The following is a 19768-nucleotide window of genomic DNA, read 5'->3' as shown; positions in this document are numbered from 1 at the left end:
ATTATGTAAACTCCCCCCGCTGCGACAATCGGGCACGGCCACGCCGCGCCCGATGACGACCGTTTTGCAGTGTCCCTCACCCAGCTGAAGCCAAGACCTACAAGAAGTCAGCGCCGGAGAGACATAAATGTGAGGCCGACGCATTGCTCGGCCCTGTAGGTCCATCTTCCGGTTTTTCTCGATAACCACCGTGCTGGCGTCGCTGGCCATGGGCGTGGTTTATCCTTGAACAGAACCGGAGGGCGGAATGGCGTTCCATCCTAGGGATACACACATGTTGAAGAAAACACACACGGCGCTACTGGGCCTGGCGATGGCGATGGGTCTTGCGACCACGCACGCCGCCGAGCCAAAAAAAGTGGATGTCTTGCTCATCGGCGGGGGCATCATGAGCTCGACACTCGGCGTCTGGCTCAATGAGCTGGAGCCGGGCTGGACCATGGAAATGGTCGAGCGCCTGGACGGTGTTGCCGAAGAGAGTTCCAACGGCTGGAACAATGCCGGTACCGGTCACTCTGCGCTGGCTGAACTGAACTACACGCCGGAAGACAAGAACGGCAAGGTCGATATCTCCAAGGCCATCGAAATCAACGAAGCCTTCCAGATCTCCCGCCAGTTCTGGTCCTGGCAGGTCAAGAACGGTGTGCTGAAGAACCCGCGCTCGTTCATCAACTCCACGCCGCACATGAGTTTTTTGTGGGGCGACGAGAACATCGCGTTCCTGAAGAAGCGCTACGAAGCCCTCCAGGCCAGCCCGTTGTTCGCCGGCATGCAGTATTCCGAAGATCGCGAGCAGATCAGCAAGTGGGTTCCGCTGATGATGCAAGGGCGTGACCCGAGCCAGAAAGTCGCGGCCACCTGGAGTCCCCTGGGTACTGACGTGAACTTCGGCGAAATCACTCGTCAATTCGCGGCCTACCTGCAAACCAAGCCGAACTTCTCCCTCAAGCTGTCCAGCGAAGTGGAAGACATCACCCGCAACGAAGACGGCACCTGGCGCGTTTCGTACAAGAACCTGAAAGACGGTACCGAAACCGAGACCGATGCCAAGTTCGTGTTCATCGGCGCCGGTGGCGGTGCGTTGCACCTGCTGCAGAAGTCCGACATCCCGGAAGCCCGTGAATACGCAGGTTTCCCGGTGGGTGGTTCGTTCCTGGTCACCGAAAACCCGACCGTTGCCCAGCTGCACTTGGCGAAGGCGTACGGCAAGGCTTCGGTGGGCGCACCGCCGATGTCGGTTCCACACCTGGACACCCGTGTGCTCGATGGCAAGCGCGTGATCCTGTTTGGCCCGTTCGCAACGTTCTCCACCAAGTTCCTGAAGAACGGCTCGTACTTCGACCTGCTGACCAGCACCACCACCCACAACATGTGGCCGATGACCAAGGTCGGTATCGAACAGTATCCACTGGTCGAATACCTGGCTGGCCAGCTGATGCTGTCGGATGAAGATCGCTTCAACGCCCTGAAAGAATACTTCCCGGAAGCCAAGCAGGAAGACTGGCGCCTGTGGCAGGCCGGCCAGCGCGTGCAGGTCATCAAGCGTGACGAAGAGAAGGGCGGCGTCCTGAAGCTCGGCACCGAAGTGGTTGCCTCCCAGGACGGCAGCATCGCCGGCCTGCTGGGTGCTTCGCCTGGCGCCTCGACCGCTGCACCGATCATGCTGACCGTGCTTGAGAAGGTCTTCAAGGACAAGGTCGCCAGCCCGGCCTGGCAGGAAAAACTGCGCCAGATCGTGCCGAGTTACGGCACCAAGCTCAACGATAGCCCAGAGCGTGTCGCCCAGGAATGGGCCTACACCAGCGAGGTCCTGCAACTGGACCCGCCACCGGCAATCGGCAAGCCAGGCGCCCCTGCGGCACCGGCCAAGCCAGCTGAGGCCCGTGAGGCCAACCCAGCGGCTGACATGGCGCTGTAAACCGGGCACTGTCTGGTGAGGCAAAAAAAACGCCGCTCATTTTGAGCGGCGTTTTTTTTTGGGGGCTCGGTTAACCCTGTGGGAGCAGCTTGCTCGCGATGGCGATTTACCTGAACAGAAAATGTTGAATGTGCCACCGCTAATCGCGAGCAAGCTCGCTCCCACATAGGCCATCATTGATCGAAAATGTTGTATTCGCCGCATCGCTTGTGGGAGCGAGCCTGCTCGCGATGGCGCCGGTACTACTGGGTGCCAAACATCGCCGTCCAATAGATCCCCGCATCGCTTTTCGGATCGGTCGCATACCCGGCGCCCAATTCGCGGAACTGCGGGTTCATCAGGTTGGCGCAGTGCCCCGGGCTGGCCAGCCAGCCGTCTACGACCTTGAGCGCGGTGTCTTGTCCGGCCGCGATGTTCTCGCCGATCAATTGGCCCTGATAACCCGCCAGTTCAGCGCGGTCGCCCGGCATGCGGTTGTCACGATCCTTATGGTCGAAGAAATTGTTGTTGGCCATGGCCCGGGTGTGAGTGACGGCGGCCAGGGCCAAGGTGGTGTTCCAGGCCAGGGGCGTGGTGGCGGCGAAGGCTTCGGTGCCGCAGCGACGTGGTTGGGCGCGGGCGCTGTTGATCAGTTTCAGCAGTTTCTGGCCTTCGGCTTGCCAATCACCCAGGCGCGCCGACAGCAACGGGCGCGCCAGCACGATGCGCCATTCGCGATCCAGGCGGCTGACGCCGATGTCGACGAACTGCGGGTCGAGCACCACCTGGCAGAAGCTTTCCTGCACGGCTTTCATGGCCGATTGTGCATCGCGCGGCCCGGACAGGCTGATGGCTTGCACATTGACCATGGGATAGGCCGCCCGCGCCAGCGCCTGTTGCAGATCGCCGATGCCATTGGCCGACAGGATCAGCCGGGAGTCCATGGCCAGCGGCGGCAACTCCAGCGAGGCCTGGCCGGCACAGCTTTGGGATTGGCTGCGGTAAAGATTGATGGACTCGACCAGTTGTGTCTCTTCGGTGGCCGTGGCGCTGGTAGCGAAGACCAGGCCCAGCGACAGCACGACAAGACCCATGACGGATGAAATGGCACGCATGTAAATCTCCCTTGAGCGGACGGCGCCTATGATGCGCAATTTTTGCCCCGCTGGGGCAACGGTATTCACGCTCTCTTGAAATCCCTTGGAACGGCACCGTCGGGTACCGTTCGGGACAATCCTCAAGTAGTGGGATCAATTTTTAAGCGAATAGGTCCATTTGCGTCGTTTCAAGGCCATAAAAACCCGGATTATTAGCTCATCCAGTTACCACCATCGACGTTATACGTCTGCGCCACCACGTATTCGCTCTCCGCCGAGGCCAGGAAAATCGCCATTCCGGTGAGGTCCTGCGCAGTGCCCATCCGGCCATAGGGCACCTGCTGCCCGACCTGGCGCTTCTTTTCCCCCGGCGGCAGGTTTTCGTGATGGGCGAACAGCGCGTCCACGCCATCCCAATGCTCGCCGTCCACCACGCCGGGGGCGATGGCGTTGACGTTGATCCGATGTTTGATCAGATCCAGCCCGGCGGACTGGGTCAGGCTGATCACCGCTGCCTTGGTGGCGCAATAGACCGCCACCAGGGCCTCGCCACGTCGGCCGGCCTGGCTGGCCATGTTGATGATCCGCCCGCCGTGGCCCTGGCGGATCATCTGCCGCGCCGCCGCCTGTAGCGTGAACAGCGTGCCGGCGACGTTGATGGAAAACAGCCGCTCGTAGCTCTGACGGGTGATGTCCACGATGGGCGCCAGGTCGAACAGCGCGGCGTTGTTGATCAGGATATCCAGCTTGCCCGCCCGGGCCACCACGGCCGCGATGGCCTGGTCGATGGACGCTTGGTCGGTTACGTCCATTTTGACCGCGTAGGCGCTGTCGCCCAATTCGGCGGCGGTGGCTTGGGCGCGCTCAAGGTCGATATCGGCAATCGCCACCGTGGCGCCTTCGTCGATGTAGGCCTGGGCAAACGCCCTGCCGATACCCCGGGCGGCGCCGGTCACCAGGGCACTTTTTCCTTCCAGTCGTTTCATGGGGCTTGGTCCTTGCTGCAATGGCATCAGAGGGTAATCAGCGTCGCACTCGCCAAATGGCGATGGCAGGTCGATTACAGCAGTGCCGTTGGAAACCGACAAACCCGCGCAGGATGGTGAGGTGGTACTTTTTTAACCTGCGCCGGTGTCTCCAGCCCGGGTTAAAAAAGTATCGGTGGACGGGCGGGCCGAGGCTGGCGAAGCGCTGCACACTCGGCGTAAGGTGCCCGCTATAACGATAAAAGAGGCGCGACATGCCTGATCACCGAACGCCCCTGTTCGAGCAGCGACCGGCCGAACTGGAAGTCATCCTGCCCGAGCCCGACCACAGTTTTCGCTGGTACGAGCATGACTACCCGTACCCGCTGGCGCGCTGGAACCATCATCCTGAATTTGAAATCCATTTGATCCGCCAGGGCAGCGGCAAACTGTTGGCGGGCGATTACATTGGCCCGTTTGGCCCAGGCCATGTGGCGATGATCGGTCCGGACTTGCCCCACGATTGGATGGGCGACCTGGCGCCGGAAGAGCATTTGGCCAGGCGCGACGTGGTGTTGCAATTCGACGGTGCCACGTTGCTGGCCTTGCGTCGCACCTTGCCTGAACTGGGGGACCTGCAAGGGCTGTTCGAACGCGCTCGCCGTGGCCTGGCCTTCAGTGGCAATACGGCGCAGCAGGCCGCGCACCTGCTGGAAGCCATCGGCCCGGCCCAGGGACTGGCGCGATTGACGCTGTTCCTCGAGCTGCTCCACATCCTCAACCAAGCTCCTGGCGATGAGGCCCTGAGCCTGGCGAGCCCTTGCTATGCGCCGACCCTGGATGCGCGCAGTTCCGAGCGCATCCATAAAGCCTTCGAGTACCTGCAAGCTGAACTCACCGGCGACCTGCGCCTGTCGGTGATCGCCCGCCAATTGGACATGAGCGAGCCGGGCTTCTCGCGGTTCTTCAAGCGCATCACCGGACACGGCTTCATCGACTTGATGCGCAAGCTGCGGGTCCAGCGCGCCTGCCGTTTGCTGTTGCAGAGTGAGATGCCGGTAACCGACATCTGCTTTGAAGTGGGCTATAACAACCTGTCCAACTTCAACCGGCATTTCCGCATCGAGATGAACCAGACCCCCAGCGAGTATCGACGGGGCGCTTTAGCCCTGCTTGACGGAGCCGCCACCCGGTAACCCCTGTGAGAGCGAGCTTGCTCGCGATGACGTCAACACAGCCAATATCAATGCCAACTGACCCACCGCCATCGCGAGCAAGCTCGCTCCCACAGGGGGATTGGCGGTGGACGCGGATGCAAGGAACACCACCGATCCATTGTGGGAGCCGAGCTTGCTCGCGATGACGACGGCACATTCAACTTTAATGCAGCTGACCCACCGCCATCGCGAGCAAGCCCAGCTCCCACAGGGGGATTGACGGTGGGCGTGGGAGCAAGGAACACCACCGATCCATTGTGGGAGCGAGCTTGCTCGCGATGAAGACGGCACATTCAACTCCAATGCCGCTGATCCACCGCCATCGCGAGCAAGCTTGCTCCCACAGGGGGTTTGACGGTGGGCGTGGAGCAAGGAACACCACGGATCCTTGTGGGAGCGAGCTTGCTCGCGATGACGACGGCACATTCAACTTCAATGCCGCTGGCCCACCGCCATCGCGAGCAAGCTCGCTCCCACAGGTAATGTTGTTTATTTAAGGCCGTCGACACACCCGTGGCGAGGGAGCTTGCTCCCGCTGGGTCGCGAAGCGGCCCAAGACGAGCCTTTGCAGCATCTCCCAGGTTCGGTGTTTAGCCCGGAACACCTTTTTGATGCTTCTTCAAGCGATACGCGAACTGCGCCCGGCTCAGCCCCAACGAGCGTGCGGCGGCTGCGAGGTTGCCGCTGCTCAGTTGCAGGGCTTCGTTGATCAGGCGTGATTCCAGGCCGTCAATGGAGAAGTCCGAGTCCAGTTGGCTGAGGGACTGGAGCAGCGCCGGTTTTTCCGCGGCATCGTTGGCGGCCAGGCCCATCGGCGAGAGGCCGCCAAGGTGGTCCACGGAGTAGGCGTCCATTGGCAATTGCTCATTGCGAAACAGGTGGACCAGGTCAATGGCCTGGCCTTCTTCGCTGGCGATCAGGCCCCGTTCGATGAGGTTCTGCAATTCCCGCACGTTGCCCGGAAAGTCATAGCGCAACAGCACTTTCAAGGCGCGCATGGTCAGGCCCATCGGCGTGCGGCCGTATTCCTGGCAAAAACGCGTGAGAAAGGCGTTGATCAGCAACGGTATGTCATCGCGGCGCTCGCGCAAGGGGGGCAGGGCGATGGGGTAGACGTTGAGCCGGTAGAACAGGTCTTCACGGAACGCGCCGTCCGCCACGGCCTTGCGCAAGTCGATGTTGGTGGCCGCCACGACGCGCACATCGACCTTGATGCCATGGCCGCCGCCGACCCGTTCGACTTCCCGCTCCTGCAAGGCGCGCAGCAACTTGCTTTGCCCGGCCAGGCTCAGGCAGGTGATCTCATCCAGGAACAACGTGCCACCGTGGGCGCGCTCGAAACGTCCGGGGCGTGAATGGGTGGCGCCGGTATAGGCTCCGCGCTCGACGCCGAACAGTTCAGCCTCGATCAGGTTGTCGGGGATGGCCGCGCAGTTGAGGGCGATGAACGGCCCCTCGCGTCGGCGACTCAATTGGTGCAACTGGCGGGCGAACATCTCCTTGCCCACGCCGGATTCGCCGCTGACCAGCACGGTGGCAGGGGTCAAGGCCACCCGTTGCAAAGCCTGGGTCGCGGCGTTGAAGGCGGCGCTGGCACCGATCAGTGGCTGTTCGCTGTCCGGCAACGGGACCGTTCCGGCCACGCTGTCGGACTGAATGTCGGCGCGGGCGACGACGGTCGGCGGTGAGGCGTTGAGGTAATTCAGGTCCTGCTCGATGTCACCCCATTGTTCAGCGGTCTTGCCGACGACTCGGCAGCGTTCGTGGCCCATGCCCCGGCATTCCACTTCGCGAAAGACCACCAGTTGCCCGAACAGCCCGCTGACGAAACCGATGGCGTAGCCCAGTTCGGTCCAGCACACCGGATCCTGCCCAGTGCCGTAGGCGGCGACATGCTCGTCGGCCTCGCAGGAGTGATGCCAGAGAAATTCCCCCTCATAGAACCCCGAGTCGGCGTCGAACTTGAAATGCAGCGGCTCGACCTTGGTCATGCCCTCGAGGGTATGCAGATGCGTGCCGGCGCGAAACACCGCCGCGGCATCGGCGTGGGGCCAGCGCTCGCGAATCAGCCGGGCGTCGCGGGCGCCGGAGGAATAACCGGTGCGGGTGAGCATGCCTCGGGCCTGCTCCAGCCCCTGGCGTTCGATGATTTCCCGGCGCAATGCACCGAAGGAGGAACCGTGCAGCAGCAACATGCGCTGGTCGTTGAGCCAGATGCGACCATCGTCGGGGGAGAAAAACAGGCAGGCGGTGAGCTCTGCCGGCGTGGGCGAACTGCTGTCGCTCAACTCGTTGCTATCACCCCGTGGATGGAAATGCTCGGTGGCGATCCGGTGATCCGGCAACTGGCAGTGGGGATTATTCATTGTTATGCCCCTGATGACGGGGTGATCGAAATGATCACCTGACGAGATGGTTATTAAGCATAACCTTATCAAATGAACAAGCGACAGCTGGCCAGCGGCCAGGTCGGTGGAGGCACCCTGTGCGTCATTCCTGGCGAAGAGCCTTGAGCCAGAGCCTTGCGCCAGGTTTATCAAGGCCCGCGGGCAAAAATCGGCACAGCGCTTGCTCAAGCACTTGCACGGCGTTTGCGTCGATACCTTCCAGGTGCGGCAAACGATGACAAAAACAAAAGAGCCGGGAGTGTTAAATGTCTGCACCCAAAAGCCACCTGCTGTCCCAGGTGATCGAATCGGAATGTGTCTTCAACGGTGATTGGGTGCCTGCCTCGGGCCCGCTGCAATCGATCATCGAGCCGGCCACCGGTGAACGGCTGATGCGCTGTGCCATGGCCGATGCCGCCGACATCGCCAAGGCCAGTCGCGACGCCGCCCTGGCGCAGCCGGCGTGGGCGGCGCTGGGCCCGCGGCAACGGGCGGCGATTTTCCGCAAGGCCGCCGACGTGGCCGAGCAGTCCTTCGACGAACTGGCGCTGTACGTGGCCCGGGAGACCGGTGCCGCGCTGTTCAAGGGGCAGCATGAAGTGCGCGAAGCCATTGTGCTGTTGCATCAGGCCGCCGGTCTGCTGTCCCAGGCCCATGGGGTGGTGCTGCCCAGCGAGGCAGGGCGCTTGTCCTATGCGCGGCGCCAGCCCCATGGCGTGGTCGGGGTGATTTCGCCCTTCAACTTCCCTCTGGTGCTGTCCATGCGCTCTGTCGCGCCGGCCCTGGCGGCGGGCAACGCGGTGGTGCTCAAGCCGGATCCGCAGACCCCGGTGAGTGGCGGTTTTCTCATCGCCCGGTTGTTCGAAGTGGCAGGCCTGCCCAAGGGCTTGCTGCACGTGTTGCCCGGCGCGGCGGAGGCCGGGGAAGCGCTGTGCCGCGACCCTAATGTGCGCATGATCGCCTTCACCGGTTCCACCGGCGCCGGTCGCAAGGTCGCTGAAGTGGCCGGGCGCAACCTGAAGAAGGTCGCCCTGGAGCTGGGCGGCAAGAACCCACTGATCATTCTCGAAGACGCCGATCTCGACCTCGCGGCCCGGAACGCGGCCTGGGGCGCCTGGCTGCACCAAGGGCAGATTTGCATGGCCACCGGATTGATCCTCGCCCATGAGTCCATCGCCGCCGAGCTGACCCGCAAACTGGTGGAAAAGGCCCAGGCCATGACCCTCGGCAACGCCGCTCGGGAAGAAGCCGCCATGGGGCCACTGATCAATCAGCGGCAGTTGCAACGGGTGCACGACATCGTCAGCGACACCGTGCTCGCCGGGGCCCGGCTGGAGACCGGCGGCGATCACGATCGGCTGTTCTACCAGGCCACGGTGCTCAGCGGTGTGAAGCCGGGCATGCGCGCCTTCGACGAGGAGGTCTTCGGTCCGGTGGCCACGGTGGTCAGCTTCGCCACCGATGACGAAGCCATCGAATTGGCCAATCGCACCGAATACGGTTTGGCGGCGGCGATCATTTCTCCGTCCGTGGGCCGGGCCATGGCCATCGGTGAGCGGTTGCAATGCGGCATGCTGCACATCAATGACCAGACCGTCGCCGATGAATGCGTCAATCCGTTCGGCGGGCGCGGCGCCTCGGGTAACGGCGGCAGCGTTGGCGGCCCGGCGGATTGGGATGAATACACGCAGTGGCAATGGGTCACCGTGAAGAATACTGCGCCGATCTATCCGTTCTGACGTCGTTCTTTCGATATGCCTACACAACAATAAGAGGGCTTGAACATGAACCTGCACAACAAAACCCTGGTCGTCACAGGCGTGGCCTCCGGCATCGGTGCGGAACTGGCGCGCCTGGCGCGTTTCCAGGGCGCCCGGGTGATTGGCGTCGATCGCCATGAACCGCAACTGACCGTGGATGGCTTTTTCCAGGCCGACCTTGGCGATCCGGAAAGCATCGATGCCTTGGTGGCGCGACTACCGCAGCAGATCGACGGGCTATGCAACGTCGCCGGCGTACCGGGAACCGCGCCGGTGCAAGCGGTGGCGAAGGTCAATTACCTGGGGCTGCGCCATCTCACCGAGTCCGTGCTGCCACGCATGGTGCCCGGCAGCAGCATCGTCAACGTCGCCTCGATCCTGGGGGGGCAATGGCCGGAACGGCTGGCGCTGCACAAGGCGCTGGCCGCCGCCGAGAGCTACGGGGCAGGGCAGCAGTGGCTCGCGGCCAATCCGGTGGACCAGACCACCTGTTACCAGTACTTCAAGGAAGCGCTGATCGTCTGGACGTATCAGAAGTCGCAGCAATGGTTTGCCGAGCATTCGGTGCGGGTCAACTGTGTGGCACCCGGGCCGGTCTTCACCCCGATCCTCGGGGATTTCGTCAGCATGCTCGGCGAGGAAAGAGTGGCGCAGGACAGCCATCGCATGAAGCGCCCGGCCCTGGCCGACGAGGTGGCGGCAGTGATCGCGTTCCTCTGTTCTGACGCCGCGCGCTGGGTCAACGGCGTCAACCTGCCGGTGGACGGCGGGCTGGCGGCGACCTACGTATAGCGCTGCCGCGGTGATGTACCCCGGCCCCGTGAGTGCGGTGCCGGGCCTGCGATAACAACAAAAATACAGGACTCACAAGATGCTCAAGCCTATCTTGCGGATGGCTGCTGCCCCGATTCTGGTGACGCTGTCGCCCCTCGTTCATGCCTATGACTTGCCCGGCCTCAACCTGGGCAGCACCAGTTTCTATGACGGTTCCCCGGCGCCGGCCGGCCCAGGTTGGTACCTGGAGGAATACCTCACGTACTCCAAGGCCGACCGGTTCAACGATGCCCACGGCGATAAACTGCCGTTGCCCAAGCAAACCGTAGAGGTCTTCGCGCCGACCACCCAGATCATCTATGTGGGGCAACCCTGGGCCAACGGCGCGATGCCAGGGTTCACGCTGATCAACACCTCCCTGGTCCACGCCGATGTGGACGATGGGCTGGACAATGCAGCCCTGAGTTCGCGGGAAGGCTTTGGCGACCTGGTCGTCGGAGCTTTCCTGCAATTGCCCACGCTGACCCGCGCCGACGGTAGCCCTTTGCTGACCCAGCGTGTCGAGTTGGACGTGTCGATGCCGGTGGGGGCCTACAACCGCAACCGGTCGATCAACCCGGGCAGCAACTTCTGGTCGTTCAATCCGTATTACGCCGCCACCTATTGGTTCACGCCCAAATGGTCGGCCAGCGGGCGCTTCATGTATTTGTGGAACGGCAAGAACGACGACCCGTCGGCCAGTTTTGGCGACGTCTCCGATACCCAGGCGGGCCAGGCCCTGCACGCGAACCTGACGTTGCAGTATGCCTTGACCGACCGATTCAGTGTCGGACTCAACGGCTACTGGCTCAAGCAGTTCACCGACACCCAGGTCGATGGGCACGATGTCAACGGGCGCCGGGAGAAAGTCTGGGCGATCGGGCCGGGGTTCAACTATGTCTTTCGCAAGGAGGACACGCTGTCGGTCAACGCTTACTTCGAGCAGGATGCCGAGAACCGCACCGAGGGGAACAAGCTGGTGTTGAACTGGTTGCATCAGTTCTGAGCCTGGACAACTGCGAGAGGTTGCAGGCGCTGTGATGGGTAACGAAGCTGCGATCTTTCCACGCTCATCGATTAAAGCGCGAAAGATTCAGGATCGCAGGCTTCGCCAGTTCTACAACAGCGCTTAGCGCCGAAGCGGCTCGCCATGCACCACTTGCGATTGTTCCGCCGCCACCGCCCGGGCCATCACGCTGATCGCCGCCACGGCCGCGATCAGCAACCCGGGCGACGTCGCCAGCAACACGCCTGTCGTGCCTGCCCCTGCCGCCAGGATCTGGCCCGCAGCCAAGGGGCCTGCGACCGAACCCAGGCGACCGATAGCCACTGCCGCGCCGACTCCCGTCGCGCGCACCGTGGTGGGGTAGGAGGGCGGCGCCAAGGCATAGAGAACCAGTTGCGCGGCCATGACGAATAACCCGGCTGCAAACCCGGCGATGCCCATCGGCACGATGCCGACCGACAAACCGACTCCGGCCAGAGCACTCAGCAGGCCGGCATAGACGAACAGCACCACCTTGATGCCATTGCAACGGTCCAGCAACAGGCCGCCCAGCAACGAGCCAAGGGCGCCGCCGATGTTGAACAACATCTGCACCAGGCCGGCCTGGGGTTTGCTGAAGCCTTGTTCCAGCAGCAGCGACGGCAGCCAGTTGAGCAACATGTACATGACCGTCAGGGTGAAGAAATAGCTCAGCCACAGGGCCAAGGTGGTACGGCCGCGACCTTCACCGAACAGCGCCTGGACGGTGGAGTCGCGCCGTTGGCCGCCATCCTGCACCTGGCGAAAGGCGCTGGATTCTGGAAGCCATAGAAGCATCAGTGGCACCACCAGCAGCGGCGCCAACCCACCGATGAAAAACGTCATCTGCCAGTGCTCGCCAAACAGCATCGCGACCACGGCAGCCAATGCACCGCCCAGCGGCACCCCCGCATACATCACGCTGATGGCCGTGCCTCGGCGCTGCTCACCCACGGCTTCGGCACACAGGGCTATGAGGTTGGGCAGGGCGGCGCCCAGGCCCAGGCCGGTCATGAAACGCACCAGCAACAGGCTGGAGAAGTGTTCGACATAAGCGGTGCTGAGGGAAAACACGCCGAAGAGCAAGACAGCGGTGATGAGGATTTTCTTGCGACCGATGCGATCAGCGATCCAGCCACCGAAGAAGGCGCCCGGCAGCAACCCGATGATCCCGGCGCTGAACACCCAGCCCATCATTTTCGGGTCAAGGGCAAACGTCTGCCGTAAGCCTGCGGCGGCGGTACCGGCTGACTGCAGGTCGAAACCCTCGATCAACGCAACGATGAAACACAAGGCAATGGTCAGCGTCGCACGACGCGCCGGACGGTCCATGGCAAATCCTCTTATTGTTTTTGTGAAGGGACACCGCTCGAAGAAAACCGGCGGATGGGATAAAGATTAACAAAGCTAACTAAAAAATGAAGGGTGCCGGAAGGACGTCAATAAGCGGCCAGTTCAGTATGAAAATCAGTGGTTTGGAGAGGATTCATGGACGAATGGGTAAATTAGTTAGTTATATTAATGTTCGATTATCGGACGTCGGTGATTGACGAAGCGCCCGTGCCGTTTCCATTCTTTGTCCGCACGGCCCCCGTCGCCAGGCTCGGGCCGATCAAAACAACAACAATAAATGGACACCGAACATGCCAAACCTTGCTCGGGACACGCTGACGGCGTGCCCTGTTTCATCCCTCGTCCCTCTGCTGGCCTGTCTCGGGCTGAGCCTCGGTTCTCCCGTATCGTGGGCGGAAGGCTTCATTGAGGACAGCCACGGTACGCTGACCCTGCGCAACTACTACATGGACCGCGACTACAAGGACGACGGCGCCAAGACCGCAGCGCGGGAATGGGCCCAGGGTGTGTTCATGAACATGGAGTCGGGGTTCACCCCGGGCACGGTCGGGTTCGGCCTGGATGTCAGGGGGTTGCTGGGCATCAAGCTTGATTCGTCGCCGGATCGCAGTGGCACTGAGCTGTTGCCGGTGTCCGCCAGCGACAAGCGCGCGGCGGACGAATATTCGCGCCTGGGCGTGACCGGCAAGCTGCGTTTCGCTCAAACCACGGTGAAGACCAGCGATGTCTCGATCTTCCTGCCGTTTGCCTTTGCCAGCCCGTCGAGGCTGCTGCCGCAGACCTTTCGCGGGACGACGCTCAGTTCCAAGGATCTCGACGGTTTGACGTTGAACACCGGGTATATCGATCGCATCGCCCGCCGCGATTCCACCGATTACCAACCGATGAGCATCGCTTCGCCCAACCGCCGATTCAACGGCGCGGCGACCGCTTCCCATATGGCGTATGTGGGCGGTGACTACCAGGTCAACAAAGACCTCAGCCTGCGGGCCTACCACGCTGAAGTGGCGGACCTGTACCGGCAGGACACCCTGGCGTTGTTGCATAACCTGCCCCTGGGCGATGGTGTCCTGACCACCGACCTGCGCAGTTTTTTCAGCGACGAAGACGGCGCGGCCAAGGCCGGAAAGGTGGATAACCGCAATGTTTCGGCGCTGGTCGGCTATCGCTTGGGCGGGCATCGCGTGAGCCTGGGCTACATGCACGCCAGTGGCGATACGGCCACGCCTTATGTGTCCGGCACCGAGTTGATGGGCTTGAGTGAAATGACCATGAGCTCGGACTTCCTCAATGCCAAGGAACGCACCTGGCAGGCGATCCATGACTACGATTTCGCCGCCGTGGGCGTGCCGGGCCTGAGGACTCGACTGCGTTATGTGCGTGGCGATCACATCGAACTGGCGGCCCTCAATGCCGAAGATCGCAAGGAGCGTGAGTTCCAGATGGAGTTGGGATACGTGATCCAGGGCGGCCCACTGAAGAATGTCGGGTTGCTGGCCCGCAAATCGATCTATCGCAACAACTTCCCGGGTACGGCGGCGTTTCGCGACGAGAACCAGACCCGGTTCCTGGTGACTTACAGCGTGCCGATCTGGTGAGTTTCAAGTCGGCTGGCTAGCGCTTGTGGGAGCAAGCTTTGCTCCCACATAGCGGTGCCGCAGGGACCCGCGCCAGGCTCGCTACTGGTAAACCTTCTTCAACAACCGCAGCAACTCCTCGCGCTCAGTCCCCGAGAGGGCAGTGGTGGAGTCAAGGTCGCTCTGGGCGGCGATTTGCTTGAGTTCCTTGAGCAGGGTTTCGCCGGTCTTGCTCAGGAAGATCCCATAGGAGCGCTTGTCTGGCTTGCAGCGCACGCGCACCGCCAAAGCCCGGCTTTCCAGCTTATTGAGCAGCGGCACCACTTGCGGCGGTTCGATCGCCAGGGCCTTGGCCAGGTCGGCCTGCATCAGGCCTGGATTCTGGTCGATGATTGCCAGGGCCGAGAACTGGGCGGGCCGCAGATCATGGACGGCGAGCCGGCCAATCAGGTTCTGGAACAGTTTCAACTGGGCGCGGCGCAGGGCATAACCGATCAGGTCATCCAACGCGGAGTCCAGCGGCACCTGAGCGTCGGTACAGGCGACCAGGGGCTCGGCGGGTTCGGCAAGCTTGGAAGACTTGGCCATCGAAGTGAGTGTCCTCAAGATAAGTGATTAACAAGGCTATCCAGTTTGCCGGGGTTGCAGCGCCCTGGCTACGGGCTTGTGCATATTCGAATTTTTAAACCTTCGATCCAGCCTCTGAAAAATACAGATAAACCGGTTAATAGTTAATTGACATAACTAAATTTCCGGTTTAGTTTTTGATCATCTTCAGCCAAGAACAAGAGTGCACGCATCATGAGCAATTACGAAGGTCGCTGGAAAACGGTCAAGGTCGACATCGAGGAAGGCATCGCCTGGGTCACCCTCAATCGCCCGGAAAAACGTAACGCCATGAGCCCGACCCTCAACCGCGAGATGATCGACGTGCTCGAGACCCTGGAGCAGGATCCGGCCGCAGGGGTATTGGTGCTGACCGGGGCCGGTGACGCCTGGACCGCTGGCATGGACCTCAAGGAATACTTTCGCGAAGTGGATGCCGGGCCGGAAATCCTCCAGGAAAAAATCCGTCGCGAAGCGTCGCAATGGCAGTGGAAATTACTGCGCATGTACGCCAAGCCGACCATCGCCATGGTCAATGGCTGGTGTTTCGGTGGCGGTTTCAGCCCGCTGGTGGCGTGCGACCTGGCGATCTGCGCCGACGAAGCGACTTTCGGTCTCTCGGAGATCAACTGGGGCATCCCGCCGGGCAACCTCGTCAGCAAGGCAATGGCCGACACCGTGGGCCATCGCCAATCGCTGTACTACATCATGACCGGCAAGACCTTCGGTGGGCAGAAAGCGGCCGAAATGGGCCTGGTCAATGAGAGCGTGCCCTTGGCGCAGTTGCGTGAAGTCACTGTGGAACTGGCCCGCAACCTGTTGGAAAAGAACCCGGTGGTGCTGCGGGCGGCCAAGCATGGCTTCAAGCGTTGCCGCGAACTGACCTGGGAGCAGAACGAAGATTACCTGTACGCCAAGCTCGACCAGTCGCGCCTGCTCGATACCGAGGGTGGCCGCGAGCAGGGGATGAAGCAATTCCTGGACGACAAGACCATCAAGCCGGGCCTGCAGACCTACAAGCGCTGAGCCAACCGCGCGGCGGGCGCCATCGTGCGCCCGCGGGCTGTTCGTCCCAGGCCCTCGGCGCTACTGTGAACGTGTTCCCGATAAAGACAATAAAGAGGAATCACCATGCTGGACGTGCCCCTGTTGATTGGCGGCCAGTCGTGCCCGGCCCGCGACGGCCGGACCTTCGAGCGCTGCAACCCGGTGACCGGTGACGTGGTGTCTCGCGTGGCCGCCGCCACCCTGGAAGATGCCGATGCCGCCGTGGCCGCGGCCCAGGCGGCGTTTCCCGCCTGGGCCGCGCTGGCACCCAACGAACGCCGCACGCGTCTGCTGCGGGCAGCCGAGCAATTGCAGGCCCGCAGTGGCGAGTTCATCGCCGCGGCCGGCGAGACTGGCGCCATGGCCAACTGGTACGGTTTCAACGTGCACCTGGCGGCGAACATGCTGCGCGAAGCCGCGTCCATGACCACCCAGATCAATGGCGAAATCATTCCCTCCGACGTGCCAGGCAGTTTCGCCATGGCCCTGCGTCAGCCCTGCGGCGTGGTGCTGGGCATCGCGCCCTGGAACGCCCCGGTGATTCTCGCCACCCGCGCCATCGCCATGCCCCTGGCTTGCGGCAACACCGTGGTGCTCAAGGCATCCGAGATCAGCCCGGCAGTGCACCGGCTGATCGGCCAGGTATTGCAGGACGCCGGGCTGGGTGACGGTGTGGTCAACGTGATCTGTAACGCACCAGCGGATGCGCCGGCCATTGTCGAACGGTTGATCGCCAACCCGGCGGTGCGCCGGGTCAATTTCACCGGTTCGACCCACGTTGGACGCATCGTCGGCGAACTGTCGGCGCGCCACCTCAAACCAGCGTTGCTGGAGCTGGGCGGCAAGGCGCCGTTGCTGGTACTGGACGACGCCGACCTGGACGCCGCCGTGCAAGCGGCGGCCTTCGGGGCCTACTTCAACCAGGGCCAGATCTGCATGTCCACCGAGCGATTGATCGTCGACGCCCGCGTGGCGGATGCGTTCATCGCCAAGCTGACCGCCAAGATCGCCACCTTGCGTGCCGGTGATCCGGCGGCTGGCGATTCGGTGCTGGGCTCGTTGGTCGATGCCAGTGCCGGCCAGCGCATCAAGGGACTGATCGACGATGCCTTGGCCAAAGGCGCAACGCTGGTCACCGGTGGCCAGTTGGAAGGCAGCATCCTGCAGCCGACCTTGCTCGACGGCGTCACTGCGCAGATGCGCCTGTACCGCGAAGAGTCCTTCGGGCCAGTGGCGGTGCTGTTGCGCGGTGAAGGCGATGAAGCGCTGTTGCGCCTGGCCAACGATTCCGAGTTCGGCCTGTCGGCTGCCATCTTCAGCCGCGATACCGCCCGCGCGTTGGCCTTGGCCCAGCGGGTCGAGTCGGGCATTTGCCACATCAACGGGCCGACCGTGCACGACGAGGCGCAGATGCCCTTCGGCGGGGTCAAGTCCAGTGGTTACGGCAGCTTCGGCGGCAAGGCGTCCATCGAGCATTTCACCCAGTTGCGCTGGGTGACCTTGCAGAACGGTCCCCGGCATTACCCGATCTGAAACCCATCGCATCATGGGTGGTCGAGCCTCGAACGCTGCCGCCCGGATGCAGGCCAGAATAACAATGACAAGGCCGCAGCCCCGCGCTGCCACGCTCCGCTCGCATCGCGACCCGAGCGTGCCTTGGTGGAGGAAATGTACGTGAGTTCCGAGTCCAGATCGTCCTCCCGACCCGAGGCCGGGCGTTATCGCCAGGTGTCGATTGGTCATCCTGCCGTTGAAGTTCGGGAAGAGCGCGGCATTTTGCACATGCGCTCCCAGGAACCCCTGGCTCCGCTGCCGGCGCGTTTGCTCGAACGCCTGGTGCACTGGGCCGAGGTGCGCCCGCAGCAGACGTTTATCGCGGCCCGTGAAGCGGGCGGCGACTGGCGTCGGGTCAGCTATGCGCAGATGCTCGACAGTGTCCGGGCCATCGCCCAAAGCCTGCTCGGTTACGGTTTGTCAGCGGAAAAACCCTTGGCGCTGCTCTCCGGCAACGACATCGAACACCTGCAAATGGCCCTCGGTGCGATGTACGCCGGCATTCCCTATTGCCCGGTGTCGCCGGCTTATTCATTGCTGTCCCAGGATTTCGCCAAGCTGCGCCATGTCTGCGATCTGTTACAGCCGGGGTTGGTGTTTGTCAGCGAAGCCGCCCCGTTCGAGCGTGCGGTCAATGCCGTACTGCCGGCGAACGTTCCCTTGATCACGGTGCGCGGCGAGATGGCGGGTCGGTCCAGGACCAGCTTCGCCAGCCTGTTGGCTCAACCCGGCGGCGCGGAGGCCGAGCAGGCGTTCGCCGCCACCGGCCCGGACAGCATCGCCAAGTTCCTGTTCACCTCGGGCTCCACCAGGCTGCCCAAGGCCGTGATCACCACCCAGCGTATGTTGTGCGCCAATCAGCAGATGCTGCTGCAAACCTTTCCGGTGTTCGGCGAGGCGCCGCCGGTGCTGGTGGACTGGCTGCCGTGGAACCACACGTTCGGCGGCAGCCACAACCTCGGCATCGTGCTGTACAACGGCGGCACGTTCTACCTGGACGACGGCAAACCCACCGCCCAGGGCTTCGCCGAGACCCTGCGCAACCTCAAGGAAATTTCGCCCACCGCCTACCTGACCGTGCCCAAGGGCTGGGAAGAATTGGTCAGCGCCTTGGAGCAGGACGGTGAATTGCGCGAGCGTTTCTTCAAGCGCATCAGCCTGTTCTTCTTTGCCGCGGCGGGCTTGTCCCAAAGTACCTGGGACCGGCTCGACAAGGTCGCCGAGCAGCATTGTGGCGAACGTATCCGCATGATGGCGGGCCTGGGCATGACCGAAGCGTCGCCGTCCTGCACCTTCACCACCGGGCCCTTGTCCATGGCCGGCTACATCGGTCTTCCGGCGCCCGGCTGCGAGGTCCGGCTGGTGCCGGTGGACGGCAAGTTCGAAGGGCGTTTTCGCGGGCCGCACATCATGCCTGGCTACTGGCGTTCGCCGCAGCAGACTGCCGAAGTGTTCGACGAGGACGGTTTCTATTGCTCGGGGGATGCGATCAAACTGGCCGATGCCAGCAATCCGCAACTGGGGCTGATGTTCGACGGGCGGATCGCCGAGGACTTCAAATTGTCTTCCGGTGTCTTTGTCAGCGTCGGGCCGTTGCGTAACCGGGCGGTGTTGGAAGGCACACCCTACGTCCAGGACCTGGTGATCACCGCACCGGATCGCGAGTGCCTGGGTGCGCTGGTGTTTCCACGACTTGCTGAATGCCGGCGCCTGTCAGGCCTGGGCGCGGATGCCAGCGACGCCCAGGTACTCGCCAGCCCGCCGGTACGCCAATGGTTCGCCGACTGGCTGCAACGCCTGAACCGCGACGCCAGCGGCAACGCCAGTCGCTTGGAGTGGATAGCCTTGCTCGATGAACCGGCGTCCATCGACCGTGGTGAAATCACCGACAAGGGGTCGATCAACCAACGGGCGGTGTTGCAGTGGCGGGCGGGGAAGGTGGAGGCTTTATATCGCGGGGAGGATGCGTCGATCCTGCGGGCTGGCCCCGCCGCTTGAGGCAATCAAAAGCCCCTGTGGGAGCGAGCTTGCTCGCGATGGCGAAGGTCCGGCAGCAGAGATATTGTCTGGCACACCGCTATCGCGAGCAGGCTCATTCCCACATCAGGCCCAGGGGCTGCTTGCTATTGTTTAACGCCGACCCAGCAGCAAACCCACCACCAGCCCGAACCCCGCGGAAATCGCCACGGTCTGCCAGGGGTGGCCGCCAATATAGACCTCAGTGGCATCGACTATGGGACGGGTACGTTCCCGGGCGCTGGTGACCGAGTCGCGCGCCTGTTGCAGTTTCTGGGCTATCTGGTCTCGCAGGTTTTCGGCCTCTTCGCCTACCAGCGAGGCGCTGCTTTTGAGCAGCTTTTCCGATTCTTCAATCAGCGCCGTCAATTCGCTGAAGGCTTGATCCTTGATTTGTTCTCCGTTCGCTTGCACGGTGCCTTTACGGGCCATGGAAGTACTCCTTGTGTGGATGA

Annotated in this window: 15 protein-coding genes; 9 read left to right on the top strand and 6 right to left on the bottom strand. The window is 62.6% G+C overall.

All coding sequences use genetic code 11. From position 1 onward, the window contains the following. The first annotated feature begins 274 nt into the window (after positions 1–274). Positions 275–1918: a malate dehydrogenase (quinone) gene (mqo, locus tag BM321_RS05875; protein ID WP_092441862.1), complete on the top strand. Its 1644-nt coding sequence runs from the start codon at positions 275–277 to the stop codon at positions 1916–1918. A 242-nt stretch (positions 1919–2160) separates the two neighbouring features. Here the strand turns inward: mqo and BM321_RS05870 are convergent, their stop codons facing one another. Together BM321_RS05870 and BM321_RS05865 are read right to left on the bottom strand one after the other, a co-directional pair. Beyond that, entirely contained in the window at positions 2161–3012 is an 852-nt protein-coding gene (locus tag BM321_RS05870; protein ID WP_092441861.1) for a CAP domain-containing protein, read from the bottom strand. 194 nt (positions 3013–3206) lie between these two features. Continuing rightward, positions 3207–3980 (bottom strand): L-iditol 2-dehydrogenase, encoded by a 774-nt coding sequence (locus BM321_RS05865; protein ID WP_092441860.1) that lies wholly within the window; start codon positions 3978–3980, stop codon positions 3207–3209. 254 nt (positions 3981–4234) lie between these two features. Here BM321_RS05865 and BM321_RS05860 point away from each other — a divergent pair, with 254 nt between their 5' ends. Continuing rightward, positions 4235–5155 carry an AraC family transcriptional regulator gene (locus BM321_RS05860; RefSeq protein ID WP_092441859.1) on the top strand — a complete coding sequence of 307 codons (921 nt, stop codon included), beginning with the start codon at positions 4235–4237 and terminating at the stop codon, positions 5153–5155. A gap of 611 nt (positions 5156–5766) precedes the next feature. Here the strand turns inward: BM321_RS05860 and BM321_RS05850 are convergent. After that, positions 5767–7542, bottom strand: coding sequence for a sigma-54-dependent Fis family transcriptional regulator (locus BM321_RS05850; RefSeq protein WP_092441857.1), 1776 nt, complete (start codon positions 7540–7542; stop codon positions 5767–5769). Positions 7543–7829: 287 nt separating this feature from the next. Between BM321_RS05850 and BM321_RS05845 the strand changes: the two genes are divergently transcribed. The 3 genes from BM321_RS05845 (at position 7830) to BM321_RS05835 (ending at position 11142) form a co-directional block, all read left to right on the top strand. Continuing rightward, the gene (locus tag BM321_RS05845; RefSeq protein ID WP_092441856.1) at positions 7830–9302 is read left to right on the top strand and encodes a benzaldehyde dehydrogenase; all 1473 of its coding nucleotides are present in this window, start codon (positions 7830–7832) and stop codon (positions 9300–9302) included. Positions 9303–9347: 45 nt separating this feature from the next. Further along, positions 9348–10115, top strand: a complete 768-nt coding sequence (locus tag BM321_RS05840) for a coniferyl-alcohol dehydrogenase (RefSeq protein ID WP_092441855.1) — start codon at positions 9348–9350, stop codon at positions 10113–10115. Positions 10116–10194: 79 nt separating this feature from the next. After that, positions 10195–11142 (top strand): SphA family protein, encoded by a 948-nt coding sequence (locus BM321_RS05835; RefSeq protein WP_092441854.1) that lies wholly within the window; start codon positions 10195–10197, stop codon positions 11140–11142. Positions 11143–11265: 123 nt separating this feature from the next. Here BM321_RS05835 and mhpT read toward each other — a convergent pair whose 3' ends face one another. Beyond that, positions 11266–12492 carry a 3-(3-hydroxy-phenyl)propionate transporter MhpT gene (gene mhpT, locus BM321_RS05830; protein ID WP_092441853.1) on the bottom strand — a complete coding sequence of 409 codons (1227 nt, stop codon included), beginning with the start codon at positions 12490–12492 and terminating at the stop codon, positions 11266–11268. A 311-nt stretch (positions 12493–12803) separates the two neighbouring features. Between mhpT and BM321_RS05825 the strand changes: the two genes are divergently transcribed. Next, positions 12804–14111 (top strand): OprD family porin, encoded by a 1308-nt coding sequence (locus BM321_RS05825; protein ID WP_092441852.1) that lies wholly within the window; start codon positions 12804–12806, stop codon positions 14109–14111. Between the two features lie 81 nt (positions 14112–14192). Here BM321_RS05825 and BM321_RS05820 read toward each other — a convergent pair whose 3' ends face one another. After that, on the bottom strand, positions 14193–14678 hold the full coding sequence (locus BM321_RS05820; RefSeq protein WP_092441851.1) for a MarR family winged helix-turn-helix transcriptional regulator: 486 nt from the start codon (positions 14676–14678) through the stop codon (positions 14193–14195). A 213-nt stretch (positions 14679–14891) separates the two neighbouring features. Between BM321_RS05820 and BM321_RS05815 the strand changes: the two genes are divergently transcribed. The 3 genes from BM321_RS05815 to BM321_RS05805 all read left to right on the top strand — a co-directional run bounded on the left by BM321_RS05815 (position 14892) and on the right by BM321_RS05805 (position 19295). Continuing rightward, positions 14892–15722, top strand: a complete 831-nt coding sequence (locus BM321_RS05815; protein WP_092200692.1) for a p-hydroxycinnamoyl CoA hydratase/lyase — start codon at positions 14892–14894, stop codon at positions 15720–15722. A gap of 105 nt (positions 15723–15827) precedes the next feature. Continuing rightward, positions 15828–17276: an aldehyde dehydrogenase gene (locus tag BM321_RS05810; RefSeq protein WP_092441850.1), complete on the top strand. Its 1449-nt coding sequence runs from the start codon at positions 15828–15830 to the stop codon at positions 17274–17276. A 141-nt stretch (positions 17277–17417) separates the two neighbouring features. Next, on the top strand, positions 17418–19295 hold the full coding sequence (locus BM321_RS05805; RefSeq protein ID WP_092441887.1) for a feruloyl-CoA synthase: 1878 nt from the start codon (positions 17418–17420) through the stop codon (positions 19293–19295). A gap of 132 nt (positions 19296–19427) precedes the next feature. Here the strand turns inward: BM321_RS05805 and BM321_RS05800 are convergent, their stop codons facing one another. Then, entirely contained in the window at positions 19428–19745 is a 318-nt protein-coding gene (locus BM321_RS05800) for an ElaB/YgaM/YqjD family protein (protein ID WP_092326335.1), read from the bottom strand. Positions 19746–19768: the final 23 nt, after the last annotated feature.

The sequence above is a fragment of the Pseudomonas sp. NFIX10 genome, from assembly GCF_900111955.1.
Lineage (GTDB): Bacteria > Pseudomonadota > Gammaproteobacteria > Pseudomonadales > Pseudomonadaceae > Aquipseudomonas > Aquipseudomonas fluorescens_AA.
This window is presented reverse-complemented; position numbering and strand designations above follow the sequence as displayed.